Consider the following 16,754-nt stretch of genomic DNA (forward strand, 5'->3'; position numbering starts at 1 on the left):
AAGCGGAGCACGAGGGAGGCCATGGCCAGCGAGGATCCCAACCGGCAGGAGCATGCGTCTTCCACCGACGCATCGTCCGCCTCGACCTCCCCGGCCGAGATCGAGGCCGCCGTGGCGCGCCTCACACCCGAAGCGGCCCAGTCTGCTGCCGACACGTCTGCTGAATCTGCGCCCCGGGGAGAGGCTTCGGACCCCGACGCGAAATCCGACGACGCCCAGTCGCCGCCCCCGCCGCCTGCCGCAGAAGAGGCGGCCCCGGCCCCCATTCCGGTTCCCCCTTCGCTCGCCGCGCCGCGCCGCTCCGGGCCTTCGCCCTGGCTGGCTCTGCCCATCGGCGCCCTCGCGGGTGCGCTCGCGTCCGGCATGGTGGCCTATGGCCTCATCGAGAGCGGCACGCTGAAGCCCCTGCCCGGCAGCGACATGCAGCCCTTGCTCCAGCGCCTCTCCGCCCTGGAACAGCGCCCCCGCCAGGATCTCGCGCCCTCCGTGGCGCAACTGGACAGCCGTGTCGCCCAATTGGAAGCGTCCGCCGCGTCCGTGGCCGACCTCCAGAAGACCCTCGCCGCCACCCAGTCCGAAGTGGCCAGCCTCAAGCAGGCGCTCGCCGCCCTCACCACGTCCGCCTCCCAGTCCGCCACGCTCGCCCAGCAGGCGGCGGGACTTGCGGGGCAGGTGGCGACCCTCTCCAAGGCGGTGCAGGACCGCGCGGCGGCCTCCGAGGGCTTCGACCGGGCGCTGGGCGCCGTGGTGACGGTGGGCGCGCTGCGCGAGGCGGTGGCCGCCGGGCGGCCCTTCGCGGCTGAATTGACTGCGGCACGGGGCATTCTGGGCGCGCAGGCCGCCGCCTTCGAGCCCTTCGTGGCTGCCGCCGCCAAGGGTTATCCCACGCCCATCCAGGCCGCCGCGCGGTTGCGTGACATCGCCCGGACCCCCGTGGAGGGGCAGGCCACGTCCGCGCCGCTGAGCAGCCCCGGTTCGTTCGTGGACCGGATCCTCTCCAGCGCCGAAAGCCTCGTGAAGGTCCAGCCCGCCGACCGCGCGTTCCGCGCCAGCGACCAGCGCGCGCTCGATGCCGCCGCCGACCAACTCGCCGGGGGCGATACAGCCCAGGCGCTGGCGACCATCGACACCCTGTCGCCCGAGGCCAAGGCCAAGGTGAAGGGCATCGTCGCCGAGATTTCCGCCCGCCGCGATGCGCTTCAGGCCGCCGCCACCCTTCTTCAGCAGGCGCTCGCCGCCATTTCCGGGAAGCTGCCGTGATCCGTCTCGTCCTGCTCCTCGTCCTGCTGGCCGCCGTCGCGTTCGGCGCCTCCTGGATCGCCGACCGGCCCGGCGAGCTGGTGATGGTCTGGCAAGGCTGGCGCCTGGAGACCACGGTTCCCGTGGCCCTGGCTGCGCTCGCCGCCTTCAGCTTTGTGCTGCTGGTGCTCGCCAAGCTGGTCTCGCTCATCCTCAAGTCCCCGCGCCTCTTCGCCAGCGGCTCGCGCCGCCGCCGCCGGGAAAAGGGCTGGCAGGCTTTGTCGCGCGGTCTCCTCGCCATCGGCGCCGGGGACGGCGCCCGCGCCCGCGCGGCGCGGGACGAGGCGGCCAAGCTGCTGCCGCATGAGCCCCTGACCCATCTGCTGGCCGCCCAGTCCGCCCAGTTCGACGGCGACGGCAATCTCGCCGCCAAGTCGTTCCGCCTCATGCTGGAGGCGCCGGAAACCCGGCTCATCGCCTTGCGGGGCCTGTATATGGAAGCCCGCCGCGCGGGCGAGGCGGCGTCCGCCAGCGCCTTCGCCGAGGAAGCGGCCCGCGAGGCTCCTTCGCTCGCCTGGGCGGTGGATGCGGTGATTGAGGCGCGCTGCGCGGACGGCGATTATGCCGGCGCCCGCGAGGTGCTGGAGCGCCGCATGGCCGGGCGCGGCGTGGACCGCGCCACCCATCGCCGCCACCGGGCCGTGCTGCTGGCGGCCGAGGCCATGGCGCTGGAAACCGCCGATCCTGCCGTGGCGAAGGAGCGCGCCGTCGAGGCGGTGCGCCTCGCCCCCACTCTGGTGCCCGCCGCCGCCGTGGCCGGGCGCCTGCTGGGGGCCGGGGGCGATCTGAAGCGGGCCGCGAAGGTTCTCGCCACGGCTTATGAAGCCTCGCCCCATCCCGAGCTTGCGGAGGCCTATGCCCATCTGCGTCCCGGCGATTCTGCGCAGGACCGGCTGAAGCGCGTGCGGGTGCTGGCCGCCAAGGCGCCGTCCCATCCCGAAAGCCTCATCGCGCTGGCCCACGCCACCATCGACGCCCAGGAATTCGCCGAGGCGCGGGCCGTGCTCTCGCCGCTGGTGGAAGAGCCGACCCAGCGCATCTGCCTGCTCATGGCGGAGCTGGAGGCGCGCGAGACCGCCGATGTGGGCAAGGCCCGCGAATGGGCCGCCCGCGCCGTACGTGCGCCCCGCGATCCGGCCTGGATCGCCGACGGCGTCGTCTCCGAGCAATGGGCGGCGGTCTCGCCGGTGTCCGGGCGGCTGGATGCCTATGTCTGGGCGGTGCCGCCGGGCGTGACCGCCACGCCGCTGCTGGAGCACGAGGCCGAGCGCGTGCGCAACGCCATCGCCGCCATTCCCGCGCCCCAGGCGCCCCTGCCGGAGCCGGTGGCGGAGACGCCCGCCGCCCCCGAGACGCAGGCGCCCGCCGTTGTCGCGGTCCCCGCACCGAAGCCTGAGGCGGCGCCCGCCCCGGTGCTCAACGGCGCGAAGAAGGCGGCGCCCATCATCGCCGAGCCGCCTTTGCCGGACGATCCCGGCCCCCTCAGCGAGGGCGAGGACGCCAACGCGCCGCGTACGCACTGAGTTGGTGGCCCGGCAGCGTCCGGGCCGTTTCAGAACAGCGTGGCCGCCGCCGGGAGGGCAGGGGCGAGAAGCTCCGCGTCGTCATTGGCGGGCCGGTTGATGCGGGGCGAGACCGGCCACAGGTCCAGCGCTTCGCCCGCGAAGGGCACCAGCATCTCCGCGCCGGTCTCTCCCGCGAGCCAGGGACGGACCGCCTCCGGCGACAGGATCACCGGCATGCGGTCATGCAGCGTTCCCATGGCCGGATTGGCCGGGCAGGTGAGAAGCGTGAAGCTGCGCAGCCACTCCCCCGTGGCGGGATCCTTCCAGCCGTCCCACAGGCCCGCGAGGGCGAGCGGTGCCCGGTCCCGCGCGGCGATGGCATAAGGCTGGCGGGGGCTGGGGCCCGCCTTCCACTCATAATAGGCATCCACCGGCACCGCGCAGCGGCGCTTGGCGGCCCAGGCGTCGCGGAAGGCAGGCGTCTCGGCCACGCTTTCCGAGCGGGCATTGATGGTGCGCCCGCCAAAGGCGGGGTCCGACGCCCAGCGCGGTACCAGCCCCCAGCGCAACGGCCCGAGCGCCCCGCGCCCCGTGCGGGGGTCCATGCGCATCACCTGGGCGTCCTGCGTGGGGGCGATGTTGAAGCGCGGCGGCACATGGACGAAGGCCGGATCGAGCCAGTCCGGCCCGAACCGTTCCACATAGCGTTTGGAATCCCGCGTCTGGGCGAATCGACCGCACATGAGGGGAGGATAGACCGGGCGTCGCCACCCGTCCGGCCTGTCCCGCTTTATGCCGGCTCCAGCACCGCCACCACGTCGCCCGAACGCACCGTGCGGCCCGGCTGGAGGCGCAGTTCGCGCACCCGGCCGGAGGCATGGGCAGTGATGGAAATCTCCATCTTCATGGATTCGATGATGGCGATGGTGTCGCCCGCCGCCACATGGTCTCCGTCCGCCACCACCACCTTCCAGACATTGCCCGGCACGGTGGCGCTGACGCCGAAGCAGCCCTGCGGGATATCGGCGTCGCCCACGGAGATGGCGCTGTCGTCCACGGTGAAGCTGTCCAGCCCCTCGGCCTTCCAGCGCGCCCGTTCCGCCTCGAAGGCCGCCTGCTGGCGGGTCTTGAAGGCGGAGATGGCGTCCGCGTTGCGGGCAAGGCCCGCCGCATACTCCCCATAGGAGAAGCGCGTCTCCTCAATGCGCACCGGATAGGCTCCGTGGGGGAAGGCGGCGCGGGCCTCCTGCAATTCCGCGTGGGAGACTGGGAAGAAGCGCACCTGGTCGAAGAAGCGCAGCAGCCAGGGCGTCCCGGGCTGGAAGACAGGCGTGGGCCGCCAGGTGTTCCAGACCTGGATGGTGCGGCCGAACAACTGATATCCGCCCGGTCCTTCCATGCCGTAGATGCACATATAGGCGCCGCCGATGCCCACGGCGTTTTCCGGCGTCCAGGTGCGGGCGGGATTGTATTTGGTGGTGACGAGACGGTGGCGCGGGTCCACCGGTGTCGCCACCGGGGCGCCGAGATAGACGTCCCCCAGCCCCAGAACCAGATAGGAGGCGTCGAACACCACGTCCTTCACCGCCTGCTCGTCGGCCAAGCCGTTGATGCGGCGGATGAACTCGATGTTGGAGGGGCACCAGGGCGCATCCGGCCGCACCAGCTCCTGGTATTTGCGCATGGCGAGCTGCGCGTCCGGATCATCCCATGACAAGGGCAGGTGGACGATGCGGCTCGGCACCACCACGTCCTCGGCGGCGGGGAGCGACCGCTCGATCTCGTCCAGAAGGCCCAGCAGGCGGGTCCGGGTCAGCGCCGTGCCGTCATAATGGAGCTGGAGCGAGCGGATGCCGGGCGTGACGTCCATGAGCCCCGGCAGCTTGGCCTGCGCCACCGCTTCCGCCAGCAGGTGGGCCCGCAGGCGCAGCGCGATGTCGAGGCGCATGTCGCCGAATTCCACCAGGAGATTGTCGTCCCCCTGGCGGCGATAGACCACGTTCACCGGCCCGTCCGTCCGCTGGGCCAGGATGGGGGAGGCGGCGTCGGGCACGCGGTGCACCATCGGCCCCGCCACCGGGTCTTCCGGCCGGGCGAGGGGGTGGAAGCGCACGGTGTCGCCGGGCTTGAGCTGCCCCATCTTCCATTGCTCGTCCCGCGCGATCACCGCCGGGCAGACGAAGCCGCCCAGCGAGGGGCCGTCCGGGCCGAGAATGATGGGCATGTCGCCGGTAAAGTCGATGGCGCCCACCGCATAGGGGTTGTCGTGGAGATTGGACGGGTGGAGCCCCGCCTCCCCGCCATCCGTGCGCGCCCAGCGCGGCGTGGGGCCCATGAGCCGCACGCCGGTGCGGGCGCTGTTGAAATGCACCTCATAGGTGGCCTCGAAGAGGTCGGCGATGTCCTCCTCGCGGAAGAAGTCCGGCGCGCCGTGGGGGCCATAGAGGACGCCGATCTCCCAGTTCCGCGTCAAAGGCGCGGCGGGCGCGTCCACCGTTTCCGGTAGCGCGACGGGCACCTTGCCGGCAAGGTGGAGCGTGTCGCCCGCCTTTAGCGTGCCCGTGGCATGGCCGCCGAACAGGCCGAGGGCAAAAGTGGCGCGCGAGCCCAGCACTTCCGGCGCGTCGAACCCGCCGCCCACCGCCAGATAGGCGCGCTGGCCGGGGCCGGAAATGGCACCCACGGCGAGCATCTGCCCCGCCTTCACGACGAAGCCCGCATCATGGGGCACGGGCATGCCGTCCAGCGTCGCGGGCATGTGTGCGCCCGCCAGCGCCACGGTGGCGTCCGCATGGAAGCGGAGCGTCGGGCCGTTGACGGTGAGTTCCAGGGCCGGAACGGTCTCCGCATTGCCCACCAAGGCGTTGGCGCGGGCGAAGGAGCGCGCGTCCATGGGGCCGGACGGGGGCACGCCCACATGCCACAGATGCAGCCGCCCCGGCAGGTCCTGGAGGCTGGTCTGGGCGCCCGGGCTCAGCACCTCCACGCTTTGCGGCCGGAAGGCGAAATCGCGCAGCGCCGTGGTGGCCACCTGGCCGGAGGCGAACAGCTCCGAGCCCGCAATGGCCCGCAGATAGGCGAGGTTGGTCTCGATACCGCTGAGCGCGGAACCTTCCAGCGCCGCCTGGAGCGCGGCGATGGCGGCGGGCCGGTCGGGGCCGGAGACGATCACCTTGGCCAGCATGGGATCGTAGAAGGCGGTCACGTCCGTGCCGGTCTCCACCCATGTGTCCACCCGCGCGGTTTCCGGGAAGCGCACCTGCGTGAGCAGTCCGGCGCTGGGCTGGAAATTGGCGTGGGGGATTTCCGCATAGATGCGCGCCTCGATGGCGGCGCCGGTGGGGACGAGGGGCGCGGCGGGGATCACCGTCTCGCCCGCCGCCTGCCGGATCATCCATTCCACGAGGTCGATGCCGAAGATGGCCTCGGTCACGGGATGCTCCACCTGCAGGCGGGTATTCACCTCCAGGAAGTAGAAATCCTCCCGCGCGGGGTCATAGATGAATTCCACCGTGCCCGCCGAGGCATAGGACACGCTTTCGCCGAGCCGCACCGCCGCCGCGTGGAGGCGCGCGCGGGTCTGGTCGGAGAGGAGCGGGGCGGGGGCCTCCTCGATGACCTTCTGGTTGCGTCGCTGGAGCGAGCAGTCCCGCTCGCCCAGGGCCACCACGCGGCCCTTGCCGTCGCCGAAGATCTGCACCTCCACATGGCGGGCATCCGCCACGAAGCGCTCCAGATAGACCCGCGCATCACCGAACGAGGCGCGGGCGGTGCGCTGGACGCGCTCGAACGTGTCCCGCAGCGCCTCCGGCGCGGCGCAGAGCTGCATGCCGATGCCGCCGCCGCCCGCCGTGCTCTTCAGCATGACAGGATAGGTGATGGTCTCGGCCGCTTCCAGCGCGTCCTCCACGGTCTCCAGCAGGCCCGTGCCGGGCAGGAGCGGCACGCCGCTCGCCTGCGCGATCTCGCGGGCCGTGTGCTTGAGCCCGAAGGCGGTGAGATGCTCCGGGCGCGGGCCGATGAAGACGATGCCCGCCTCCGCCAGCGCCTGCGCGAAGCGCACATTCTCGGACAGGAAGCCGTAGCCGGGATGCACCGCCTCAGCGCCCGTGGCCTTGCAGGCGGCGATCACCGCGTCCACGTCGAGATAGCTCTCGGCGGCGGGAGCGGGGCCGAGGCGCACCGCCTCGTCCGCCTCCAGCACCGGCCGCGTGAAGCGGTCGGCGTCGGAATAGACAGCCACCGAGGCAATATTGAGCCGGCGAAGTGTCCGCGCGACCCGGCGCGCGATCTCGCCGCGATTGGCGATCAGAACCTTCTTGAACATGGCATCACCCATAAAGACCCATGGGCCGTGCCGACGGAAAGCACTTGCGGCGGGCGGTCATGCCCGGGCTTGTCCCGGGCATCCACGGCCATCCTTCAAGCGCGCACCCGGCGGAGCCCCGTGGATGGCCGGGGCAAGCCCGGCCATGACGGTTGGAAGAGCGGGGCCGCCGCTCGTCTTCGGCGTTGGCGGCTGGTCAGCCTTGCGTATCCGCGCCGGCGAAGATCTGCACGCGGATGGGCGTGGGATTGAAGCCGTTGCAGGGATTGTTGATCTGCGGGCAATTGGAGATGACGCAGAGCAGGTCCATCTCCGCCAGGATCTCCACATAGTCCCCGGGCTTCGAGACCCCATCGACGATGGCGAGGTTGCCGGACGGCTCCACGGGCACGTTCATGAAGAAGTTGATGTTGGGCACGATGTCCCGCTTCGACATGCCGTGCTTCATCACCGCCACCAGGAAATTCTCCCGGCAGGCATGCTGGTACTTGGTGTGGTGGCCGAAGCGGGCCGTATTGCTCTCGCAGGAGCAGGCCCCGGCGGAGGTGTCGTGGCTGCCGCTGGTATCGGCGGTCACGGTGGCCATGAGCCGCCCCTCGCTGGAGATGAGGCGGGTGCCCGTGCTCACATAGGCCGAACCCTGGACGCGCAGCGTGTCCTGCGAGGAATAGCGCTCGGAGAAGTCGTCGGCGCGGTAGAACAAAGTGTCCACCGCCTGCTGGCCTTCCAGGTCGATGATGCGGATGGACTGGCCCTTGCGGACCAAACCGGACCAGGGCGCCTGCGCGGGAATGTCATGCACCGCGATCGCGCTTTTGGGATCGCGCACGGGAGTGGCGAGGAAACGGTTGCTCATGTGGGCCTCCCTCAGCGCGCGAGATTGTCGAAGCCGCGCGCGGCCTCGCGGGTGGCGGTGCGGCAGAAATCGTCGAAGCTGGGCTCCGGCGCCCAATAGCGGATGGCCTCCACGTTCCCCGCCGCATAGTCCGGGTTCGGGTCCATGGGGTGGGGACAGTTGGAGAGCGCCACCAGCAGGTCCATCTCGGCCCGCAGATCCACGAAATCGCCCCCCGCGCGGGGCGTGTCGCGCCACACGAAGCGGCCCTCCTCGTCGGTGCGCACGGGCGCGAAGAAGGTGAGGCAGGGCGGGATGTCGCGCTTGTCGAGGCCGAGCTTTCCGGCGGCCAGGATGAAATTGTCCCGCGTGTTGCGCAGGCCCGCGCCCTCCGCCGCGTCCCCTTGCGCATATTTGCGGTTCGAGGCGGGGGTGGAGCCGCCCACCAGGGCGTCATGCATGCCGCTGGTGTCCTCGATGATGGAGAACATGACGCGGCCCATGTCGGAGAAGACCACCCGGCCCTTGGAGAGGGCGGCGGTCCACTGGATCTTCACCGTGTCCGCGTAATTGATGCGCTCGGACGTATCCGCGGCGTTCCAGGCGATGAGGGAGACGGCGGCGGGCGCGTCCATGAGGGCGATGCGCAGCGCCTCGCCGGCAAGAAGCCGCGTGGTCCAGTACCAGCCGCCCGGAATGGTCTCGCGCTTCAGGGGGCCGGGCGGCAGCAGCACGGCGCCGGCTTGCGTGGGCGCGGGCATCACGCGGGGCGTCTGGCCCTGGCCGGCGGCCTTCAATTCCTCGTAGCGGCGCCGGTACTCGTCCATGCGCGCCTGCGTTTCAGGGGTGACGGTCATGTCTGTCTCCTCAGAGAGGACGGGGCGCCGGGTCGTCCCGGACAAGGTCGATGGAGGAGATCGGGTCGTCCCGATCGGCAGGGATGTCCGGCTGGCCCGCCACGCGGCGGGGCCACACCTCGATGTCGCGCGCCACCACGGCGCCGAAGCGGGCGCGGTCGTCGCCGGTGCGCCGCCGCTCGAAGGCGATGACGCGGGTGGCCAGCGTGAAGGCTTCCTTCAGGTCATGGGTCACCATGACCACGCTCATCTCGCAGCTGTTCCACAGCCGCCGCATGAGCACATGGATGTCGGCGCGGATGCCGGGATCGAGCGCGCCGAAGGGCTCGTCCAGCAGCAGGATCTTGGGCTTGCGCATGATGGCCTGGGCGAGCGCCAGGCGCTGCTGCATGCCCCCCGACAGAGCGGCGGGATATTTGTCCTCCGCCCCCGCGAGGCCCACTTCGGCGATCAGCGCGCGGGCCTCGTCCTGCGCCTGCCGCCGGGCGGTGCCGAACAGGCGGCCGGTGAGCGGGGCCCTCGGCAGTTCCGCCGCCAGTAGCACGTTGCCGAGCACGGTGAGGTGGGGGAAGACCGAATAGCGCTGGAACACCACCCCCCGGTCGGCCCCCGGCTCGCGGGGCAGGGGGCGGCCGTCCACCAGGATCTGGCCGCGCGTGGGGACCTCCTCGGAGAGCAGCATGCGCAGGAAGGTGGTCTTGCCGCAGCCGGACGGCCCCACCAGCGCCACGAAGGAGCGGGGCGCGAAATCGAGGGTGACGTTCTCCAGCACGATCTGGTCGCCATATTCCTTCCAGACATGGGAGACGGAGATGGCGGTCATCGGGCGCCTCCGAACCAGGGGAAGGCGGCATCGCGCAGCTTGGCGAGGCCGTAATCCATGGCCACGGAGAGGATGGTGATCCAGGCCACATAGGGCAGGATCACATCCATGGCGAGGTAGCGCCGCACGAGGAAGATGCGGTAGCCGAGGCCTGAATCCGAGGCGATGGCCTCCGCCGCGATGAGGAACAGGAAGGCCGGCCCCAGCGACAGGCGCAGCGCGTCCAGAAGGCGCGGCAGGATCTGCGGCAGCACCACGCGCAGCGCGATCTGCCAGGTGGAGGCGCCCAGCGTCTGTGCCTTGATGAGCTGCTCCTTGGGCAGCTCCTTCACCCGCATGGCGAGGTCGCGGGTGAGGAAGGGCGCGACGCCGATGACGATGAGCGCGATCTTCGACGCCTCGCCCAGTCCCATGACGATGAACAATATGGGCAGCAGCGCGAGCGGCGGCACCATGGAGACCAAAGCGACGAACGGCGCGAGGAAGGCGTTCATCAGCGGCAGGAGGCCGATGAGCAGCCCCAGCACCAGAGCGAGCGCGGTGGAGATGGCGAGCGCGGACCAGAGCCGCTCCAGGCTCGCCAGCGTGTCGGTGAGCAGCATGTAGTCCCCGGTGCGGGCATCGGGGGAGAAGGCGACCCGGCCGGTGGTCTCGGCCAGGGTCGCAAGGCTCGGGAGGAGCTTGTCGGCGGGGTTTTCCGCCAGGCGCTCGGCGGAGCCGAGCACATAGGCGGCCACCACCAGCACGAACGGGACGAGGGCGAGCACGATGGCCGTGCCCTTGTCCGGTCGCAGGTTGACGAGGCGCATCACGTCCTCCCGGCGCGGGGCGGCGTCAGAGCTTGCCGTCGGCCGCGGCGGCCATGAAGGTGTCGGTGAAGCGGAACTTCACGTTCTTCGCGTCGCCCAGCACCTTGCCGTCCGCCAGCTCGATGCCCACCGCGTCCGCCGACTTGGCGTTGTCGCCCAGCAGCTTCTTGGCGAACAGGAACTTGCGCACCCGGTCCATGGTGGTGCCCACGTCCGGCGACTTCACGAAGGCGGAGGCCGCCGCCGCCTTGGCAAACAGCTTGGTGGCGGCGAGCTGGGCGTCGAAGCCGGCGAGGTCCGTGCCGGAGGCCTTGCCCATGGCGGTGCGGGCGGCGATGCCCTTCTCGCCGGGGTCGGTCATGACGGCCATGGTCTCGTACCAGATGCCGGCCAGCGCCTTGCCGAAGTCGGGATTGTCCTTGAGCACGGCGGTGTTGGCCACCATGAGGTCCATGATCTCGCCGGGGATCTTGGAGCTGTCGAAGACGTTGTGGGCGCTCTTCTCCTGCAGGATCTCGGAGACCAGCGGGTTCCAGGTGACCACCGACGTTACGGACTTGGTCTTGTAGGCGGCCACCATGTCGGCGTCGGAGGTGTTCACCACCTTCACGTCCCGCTCGGACAGGTTGATGCTTTCGAGCGCGCGGGCCAGCAGATAGTGGGAGACCGAGAACTCCACCAGATTGACCTTCTGGCCCTTGATCTCGGAGAGCTTGGTCTTGTTCTTCAGGATCACGGCGTCATTGCCGTTGGAGAAGTCGCCCACGATGACGGTGGTGGTGTCCACGCCGCCGGCGGCGGGCACGGAGAGGGCATCCATATTGGTCACGGTCAGCGCGTCGAAGGCGCCCGCCGTGTACTGGTTGATGCTCTCCACATAGTCGTTGAACTGGGTGACGGTGATGTTGAGGCCGTATTTGTCGGCCCACTTCTTCACGATGCCCGTGTCGGAGGCATAGCCCCACGGCATCCAGCCCACATAGATGGACCAGGCGACCTTGAAGTCCTTCTTCGGCGCGGCCATTGCGGGCGCGGCGCCGATGAGGAGGGCGGTGAAGGCCACACCGAGGCTTTTCAGGAAGCGAGAGCGCATTGAGTGAATTCCCCTTCGTTGCGTCATGTATCGGGTGACGTCGCGAGGAATTGGCGGAGACTCGCGTGCCACCAATTCCTTGGCCACCGAGGTCTCCCGGGCTTTTATCCCGCCGTGCGTCCGGCCGGATGTCTCCCGGACCGGCGGCAGCTCTCGGACCAGCGCATCGCCCCATGGGGAGATGCCGGAACCCTAGCCACCAACTCTGACATGTAAGAAAGCAAACTGCGTGCCAGTTGGAAATTCATGTCTGGCAAGGCTTTTCGGGGTCGCAGACCTGAGGGTCTGCATGCGGGGCGTGCGGCCTGCCCCCTTTTTGGGCTGAATCTGCCGCTTTGGCGCGCCATGCATGCACAGCGGACGCGCTGCCCGGATGGGCCCCGGCACCACTCTCCGGCTGGGCTCCCCGGCGCGTTTTGCGCCGGGGATGAGGCCGTCCTGGCGGCGAAGCTTGGGCCTTGCGGCCCGGTGGCCGTTCAGGCGGCGGCCTTGAGGCCCACGTCGGGCAGGGAGGGGCGCGTGGCCATGGCCTTGGCCATCAGGGCTTCCACTTCGGACTTGTCCGCCTGCGGCAGTTCGAGGCGCGGCGGGCGGGTGCGCCAGGTGCCGCGGCCCATGATGTGCTCGCACAGCTTGATGCACTGGACGAGATCCGGGCGGGCATCGAGATGCAGCAGCGGCATGAACCACTCATAGAGCGACATGGCCTCGGCGAAGCGGCCCTGGCGGGCGAGGCGGAACAGGGTCTCGCCCTCGCGCGGGAAGGCGTTGGACATGCCCGACACCCAGCCCGTGGCGCCCATGGCGATGCTCTCCACCACCACGTCGTCGAGACCCGCGAACATCACGAAGCGGTCGCCCACCTTGTTGCGCAGGTCGATGAAGCGGCGGGTGTCGCCGGAGCTTTCCTTGAAGCAGACGATGGTCTCCACATCCGTCAGCGTGGCGAGGATGTCGGGGGTCACGTCATTCTTGTAGATGGGCGGGTTGTTATAGACCATGACCGGCAGGTCGGTGGCCGTCGCGACGCCCCGGAAATGAGCAGCGGTCTCGTGGGGCTTGGAGGAATAGACCAAGGCCGGCATGACCATGATGCCGTCCACGCCCACCCGGGCGGCTTCCTTCGCCGTCTCGGCCGCGAACGCGGTGGTGAATTCGGCGATGCCGCAGATCACCGGCACGCGGCCGGCGGCGGCGGCCTTCGCGGTCTCCATGAGCGCGACCTTCTCGGCCGTGGTGAGCGAGCAGTTCTCACCCACCGTGCCGCAGATGATCAGGCCGGAGACGCCGTCGCGGATGAGGGCGTCGATGACCGAGGCCGTGGCCTCCAGATCGACGGACAGGTCCTCGCGGAACTGGGTGGTGACGGCGGGGAAAACGCCTTCCCAGGAGACTTTGGGCGTCATGTTCTTCTACCTTCAAGGGGAAGGCCGGCGGGATCGCCCCGCCGGCGCGGGGGAGATCAGAGCGTCGCGCCGACCTTGCGCAGCTCGGTGAGGATGGGCGCCTTGGGCACCCAGATCTTGTCGTATTCGGCGATGATGGCCTTGGTCTCGGCGTCGCCGATCTTGGCTTCCTTGATGGAAATGCCGGTGCCCTTGAACTTCTCGATCAGCACCGGCTCGTTCACCACCGTCTCGGCCACCTGGGCGTCGAGCGCGGTCTTGGTGGCGCTGGAGATCAGCGCCTTGTCCTCGGCCGACAGCCCCTGCCACACGCGGCCGGAGACCAGCGCGACGCACGGCATGAAGATGGCGTTCATGCGCAGCATGGTCTTCGACACCTTGTCGAAGCGCTGGTTCCACGAGAAGTCGAGGTCCGCCTCCAGGCCGTCCACCTGGCCGTTGCTCATGGCCTCGAACACCTGTGGGGTGGGGATCGGGGTCGGGGCGGCGCCCAGCAGCTGGTAGAAATCCTTGTAGGCCGGCGTCGTGTTGATGCGCAGCTTCATGCCCTTGAGGTCGGCGATGCCCTCGATGGGCTTGGCCGTGAACACCACGCGCATGGTGGTGATGCCCCAGGCGAGGCCGATGGTGCCGGTCTCGCGCGGCAGCAGGTCGAACAGGCTCATGGCCACGGGGGTCTTCACGAGCTTGGCGACCTTGGCCGTGGAATCCACGATCCAGGGGGCGTTGATGGCGGCGATGGCGGGCACGCGGGAGCCCAGCTCCGCCGTCATGATCCAGCCCATGTCCAGCGCGCCGCTCTGCATCTGCTGCAGCATGGCCGCCTCGTTGCCGAGCTGGCCGGAGGGGAAGACGGTGATGGAGAGGCGACCGTTGGTCTCCTTCTTCAGCACTTCGCCCACCTTGATGGCGGCCTCGTTCCAGGGATGGCCGGGAGGCGTGATGATGCCCAGGCGGAAGTCCTTGGCCTGCGCCCGCGCGATGGAGGGCGCGGCGATCGGCAGGACCGCGCCGGCGGCGGCAGCGCCCGCGAGGAAGGTACGACGGGAAATGGTCATGCTCTTGTCTCCGGAAGGTTTGGTTATTTGATGAGAGCGGTGGACAGGATCGGGAAGATGGACAGCAGGACGAGCAGCCCGCAGGCCGCGAAGAAGAACGGCAGGGTGACGATGAACATCTTGCCGGTCTTGGCGCCGGTGACGGCGGAGGCCACGAAGAAGCACAGGCCAACGGGCGGGGAGAGGAAGCCCAGCACCAGATTGATCACCACCACGACGCCGAAATGGATCGGGTCGATGTGATAGATCTCGGTGGCGATGGGCAGCAGGATCGGCACCGTCATGATGAGGCCGGGCGCCCCGTCGATCACCGTGCCGATCACCAGCAGGACCACGTTCACCAGCAGCATGAAGGTGATGGGGTCGTGGGCCGCGGTCTGCACCCAGCGGGCCACTTCCTGCGGGACCTTGGCGTAGATGAGCACCCAGGTGAACACCGCCGCCGCCGCCACCAGGAACAGCACCGCCGCCGAATAGATGCCGGCGCGCAGGAACATGGCGGGGAGCTGGCGCAGATGCAGTTCCTTGAACCAGAACTTGCCCACCAGAGCGGCCGCCACCGCGCCCACCGCCGCCGCCTCCGTGGCATTGGCGAGCCCGGTGAGGATGGAGCCGACGATGATGATGGGGATGAGCAAGGTGGGCGCGCAATCCAGGAACACGCGGACGCGCCGGCGCAGCGACATGGCCTCGCCGCGCGGGTAATTATAGACGAAGCCCATCAGCGCGATGACCACGCAGAAGATGCCCGTCAGCAGGATGCCGGGAATGATGCCGGCGATGAGCATGTCGCTCACCGGCACCTGCGCCATCACGCTGTAGACCACGAACATGATGGAGGGCGGGATGATGGGGCCGAGCATGCCCGCATAGGCGGTGAGCCCGGCCGCGAAGGTCTTGTCGTAGCCCTGCTTCTCCATCTCGGGCACGAGCACCTGGGCCATCACAGCCACCTGGGCGGTGGCCGAGCCGAGGATGGAGGAGACGAACATGTTGGCCAGCATGTTCACATAAGCGAGCCCGCCCTTGATCTGGCCCATGAGCGACATGGACAGGTCGATGATGCGCCGGGTGATGCCGCCCCCGTTCATGATCTCGCCGATCAGGATGAAGAGCGGGATGGCGATGAGGCTGTAGCTGTCCACCCCGCCGAACAACTGGGTGGGAAAGGTCTGGAACAGGACCGGGTTGCCGGTGGCCTGGATGAAGATGATGCCCGCCAGGCACAGGCACAGGCTGATGGGCAGGCCCACCAGCATGAGGGCGACGAAGGCTGCGGTGGTGATCATGGCTCAGCTCACCCCTTCGGCCGAGGCGAGGCCCACGCGGCGCGGCGCGCTGGCAAGGCCCAGGTCCTCGACGAGGTTGGCGAGGCCGTGGACCACCATGGACAGGGCGAAGATGGGCATGATCAGCCCCACCAGCCAGCTCGGCCAGCGCAGGGTCTGGGTCTGCTCCGTGTAGAGGAAGTTGAACGTCTGCGCGGCATATTCGCGGGCGTCGAAACCCGCCGCCGTGATGCCCACGGGGTCCATCCACACCCAGCACATGGCGGCGAGCGCCAGCCCGAAGAAGACGAGCAGCAGGGTCGCGATGACCTGCGCCGCCCGCGCCATGGGCGGGGAGAGGTGCTCGGTGAGCAGCGTCACGCTGAAATCGAGGCGCAGCCGCGTCATGGCGGACGCGCCGACGAAGGTCAGCCACACCACCGAATAGATGGAGGCTTCATCTATCCAATAGAGCGGAACGCCGGTGTAGCGGGTGACCACATTCAGCAGGATGAGGCCCGTGAGGAGAAACATGAAAAAGGAGACCGCCGCCTTCTCCACCTTCAGCAGACCTTCGGAAAGGCCGATGACGAGGGCGAAGGGGGTTCCCGGCTCTGGATTATGCGGACGCCGTTCCATCGGGTGTCCATTCCTTATGCGCGGCCAAAAATTAGGCTTACAATCGGACTGTAGATTTTATACATTTTCTCCGTCAATCCCTTTTTGAACGAAATTCGGTTAGCGCTCGCCCATGATCAGCCGTACGGACTCCAAGCGCCCTGACCCGGCCCGCCTCAAGCACCGGACGCTGTCCGGGGCGATCCTTGAGCAATTGCGCACCGACATTCTCAACGGCGCCCATCCGGGCGGCGCGCAATTGCGCCAGGACGCGCTGGCGGAGGCCTATGGGGTCAGCCGCATCCCCGTGCGCGAGGCGCTGTTCCAGCTGGAAGCCGAGGGGCTGGTGCGGATCACGCCGCAGAAGGGCGCCATCGTCTCGGAACTGTCGGTTTCCGAGATCACGGACGTTTTCGATCTGCGCGCCATCCTGGAGCCGCGCCTTCTGGAAGCGTCGTTTCCGGCCCTCATGCCGGAGGACCTGACCCGGCTGGACGACATCCAGGCCCGCTTCAGCGCCGCCACGGCCGCCCGCGACGTGGGCAGCTTCGGCATCCTCAATGCCGAGTTCCACATGGCGCTCTATCGCCATGCCTATCTGCCGCGCACCCAGGTGATCGTCGCGGCCCTGCTCCAGACATCCGACCGCTACACCCGCGTCCAGCTTTCCAGCGCCGCCGCCATGGCGCTGGCCGTGGCCGAGCATGCGGAGCTGATCGCCTTGTGCCGGGCCGGGGACGGGGCGGGCGCCCGTGACCTGCTGCGCCGGCATATCGAGACGGTGCACCGCGACCTGCTGCGGGTGGTGGAGAAGAGCGCCTGACCCGCCCGCCGGTGCCCGGCGCATCACGCACGC

At 69.2% G+C, this 16,754-nt stretch carries 14 protein-coding genes and 1 riboswitch; of the genes, 3 read left to right on the forward strand and 11 right to left on the reverse strand.

Annotated features, from left to right (window positions below; genetic code table 11):
* The first annotated feature begins 21 nt into the window (after positions 1 to 21).
* Together EJJ38_RS00175 and EJJ38_RS00180 are read left to right on the forward strand one after the other, a co-directional pair.
* Entirely contained in the window at positions 22 to 1,260 is a 1,239-nt protein-coding gene (locus EJJ38_RS00175; RefSeq protein WP_127088096.1) for a COG4223 family protein, read from the forward strand.
* Entirely contained in the window at positions 1,257 to 2,822 is a 1,566-nt protein-coding gene (locus EJJ38_RS00180) for a heme biosynthesis protein HemY (RefSeq protein ID WP_127088097.1), read from the forward strand. The genes EJJ38_RS00175 and EJJ38_RS00180 overlap by 4 nt, the downstream gene beginning before the upstream one ends.
* 29 nt (positions 2,823 to 2,851) lie before the next feature.
* Here the strand turns inward: EJJ38_RS00180 and EJJ38_RS00185 are convergent, their stop codons facing one another.
* From EJJ38_RS00185 to EJJ38_RS00235, 11 genes are all read right to left on the reverse strand, one after another.
* Entirely contained in the window at positions 2,852 to 3,547 is a 696-nt protein-coding gene (locus tag EJJ38_RS00185; protein ID WP_127088098.1) for an SOS response-associated peptidase, read from the reverse strand.
* 47 nt (positions 3,548 to 3,594) lie between these two features.
* Entirely contained in the window at positions 3,595 to 7,131 is a 3,537-nt protein-coding gene (gene uca / locus EJJ38_RS00190) for an urea carboxylase (protein WP_127088099.1), read from the reverse strand.
* A gap of 196 nt (positions 7,132 to 7,327) precedes the next feature.
* A complete protein-coding gene (locus tag EJJ38_RS00195; RefSeq protein WP_127088100.1) occupies positions 7,328 to 7,987 on the reverse strand; it encodes an urea amidolyase associated protein UAAP2 in 660 nt (219 codons plus the stop codon).
* Positions 7,988 to 7,998: 11 nt separating this feature from the next.
* Entirely contained in the window at positions 7,999 to 8,823 is an 825-nt protein-coding gene (locus EJJ38_RS00200) for an urea amidolyase associated protein UAAP1 (protein WP_127088101.1), read from the reverse strand.
* Positions 8,824 to 8,833: 10 nt separating this feature from the next.
* A complete protein-coding gene (locus tag EJJ38_RS00205; protein ID WP_127088102.1) occupies positions 8,834 to 9,646 on the reverse strand; it encodes an ABC transporter ATP-binding protein in 813 nt (270 codons plus the stop codon).
* Positions 9,643 to 10,455, reverse strand: a complete 813-nt coding sequence (locus tag EJJ38_RS00210) for an ABC transporter permease (RefSeq protein WP_127088103.1) — start codon at positions 10,453 to 10,455, stop codon at positions 9,643 to 9,645. The genes EJJ38_RS00205 and EJJ38_RS00210 overlap by 4 nt, the downstream gene beginning before the upstream one ends.
* A 25-nt stretch (positions 10,456 to 10,480) precedes the next feature.
* A complete protein-coding gene (locus EJJ38_RS00215) occupies positions 10,481 to 11,548 on the reverse strand; it encodes a putative urea ABC transporter substrate-binding protein (protein WP_127088104.1) in 1,068 nt (355 codons plus the stop codon).
* 91 nt (positions 11,549 to 11,639) lie between these two features.
* Positions 11,640 to 11,755, reverse strand: a riboswitch (guanidine-I (ykkC/yxkD leader).
* Between the two features lie 269 nt (positions 11,756 to 12,024).
* Complete coding sequence (locus EJJ38_RS00220) at positions 12,025 to 12,954, reverse strand: dihydrodipicolinate synthase family protein (RefSeq protein ID WP_127088105.1); 930 nt, start codon at positions 12,952 to 12,954, stop codon at positions 12,025 to 12,027.
* 56 nt (positions 12,955 to 13,010) lie between these two features.
* On the reverse strand, positions 13,011 to 14,012 hold the full coding sequence (locus EJJ38_RS00225; RefSeq protein WP_127088106.1) for a TRAP transporter substrate-binding protein: 1,002 nt from the start codon (positions 14,010 to 14,012) through the stop codon (positions 13,011 to 13,013).
* A gap of 23 nt (positions 14,013 to 14,035) precedes the next feature.
* Positions 14,036 to 15,301, reverse strand: a complete 1,266-nt coding sequence (locus EJJ38_RS00230; protein WP_127088107.1) for a TRAP transporter large permease — start codon at positions 15,299 to 15,301, stop codon at positions 14,036 to 14,038.
* 3 nt (positions 15,302 to 15,304) lie between these two features.
* A complete protein-coding gene (locus tag EJJ38_RS00235; protein WP_127088108.1) occupies positions 15,305 to 15,919 on the reverse strand; it encodes a TRAP transporter small permease in 615 nt (204 codons plus the stop codon).
* Between the two features lie 112 nt (positions 15,920 to 16,031).
* On the opposite strand from EJJ38_RS00235, the gene EJJ38_RS00240 reads away from it, so the two are divergent.
* Complete coding sequence (locus EJJ38_RS00240; RefSeq protein ID WP_127088109.1) at positions 16,032 to 16,721, forward strand: GntR family transcriptional regulator; 690 nt, start codon at positions 16,032 to 16,034, stop codon at positions 16,719 to 16,721.
* Positions 16,722 to 16,754: the final 33 nt, after the last annotated feature.

It is taken from the genome of Aquabacter cavernae (assembly GCF_003993795.1).
Classification (GTDB): domain Bacteria; phylum Pseudomonadota; class Alphaproteobacteria; order Rhizobiales; family Xanthobacteraceae; genus Aquabacter; species Aquabacter cavernae.

Coding starts and splice junctions, on each gene's coding strand:
- EJJ38_RS00175 (WP_127088096.1), top strand. CDS start 22: ATGGCCAGCGAGGATCCCAACCGGCAGGAGCATGCGTCTTCCACCGAC.
- EJJ38_RS00185 (WP_127088098.1), bottom strand. CDS start 3,547: ATGTGCGGTCGATTCGCCCAGACGCGGGATTCCAAACGCTATGTGGAA.
- uca (WP_127088099.1), bottom strand. CDS start 7,131: ATGTTCAAGAAGGTTCTGATCGCCAATCGCGGCGAGATCGCGCGCCGG.
- EJJ38_RS00195 (WP_127088100.1), bottom strand. CDS start 7,987: ATGAGCAACCGTTTCCTCGCCACTCCCGTGCGCGATCCCAAAAGCGCG.
- EJJ38_RS00200 (WP_127088101.1), bottom strand. CDS start 8,823: ATGACCGTCACCCCTGAAACGCAGGCGCGCATGGACGAGTACCGGCGC.
- EJJ38_RS00205 (WP_127088102.1), bottom strand. CDS start 9,646: ATGACCGCCATCTCCGTCTCCCATGTCTGGAAGGAATATGGCGACCAG.
- EJJ38_RS00210 (WP_127088103.1), bottom strand. CDS start 10,455: ATGCGCCTCGTCAACCTGCGACCGGACAAGGGCACGGCCATCGTGCTC.
- EJJ38_RS00215 (WP_127088104.1), bottom strand. CDS start 11,548: ATGCGCTCTCGCTTCCTGAAAAGCCTCGGTGTGGCCTTCACCGCCCTC.
- EJJ38_RS00220 (WP_127088105.1), bottom strand. CDS start 12,954: ATGACGCCCAAAGTCTCCTGGGAAGGCGTTTTCCCCGCCGTCACCACC.
- EJJ38_RS00225 (WP_127088106.1), bottom strand. CDS start 14,012: ATGACCATTTCCCGTCGTACCTTCCTCGCGGGCGCTGCCGCCGCCGGC.
- EJJ38_RS00230 (WP_127088107.1), bottom strand. CDS start 15,301: ATGATCACCACCGCAGCCTTCGTCGCCCTCATGCTGGTGGGCCTGCCC.
- EJJ38_RS00235 (WP_127088108.1), bottom strand. CDS start 15,919: ATGGAACGGCGTCCGCATAATCCAGAGCCGGGAACCCCCTTCGCCCTC.
- EJJ38_RS00240 (WP_127088109.1), top strand. CDS start 16,032: ATGATCAGCCGTACGGACTCCAAGCGCCCTGACCCGGCCCGCCTCAAG.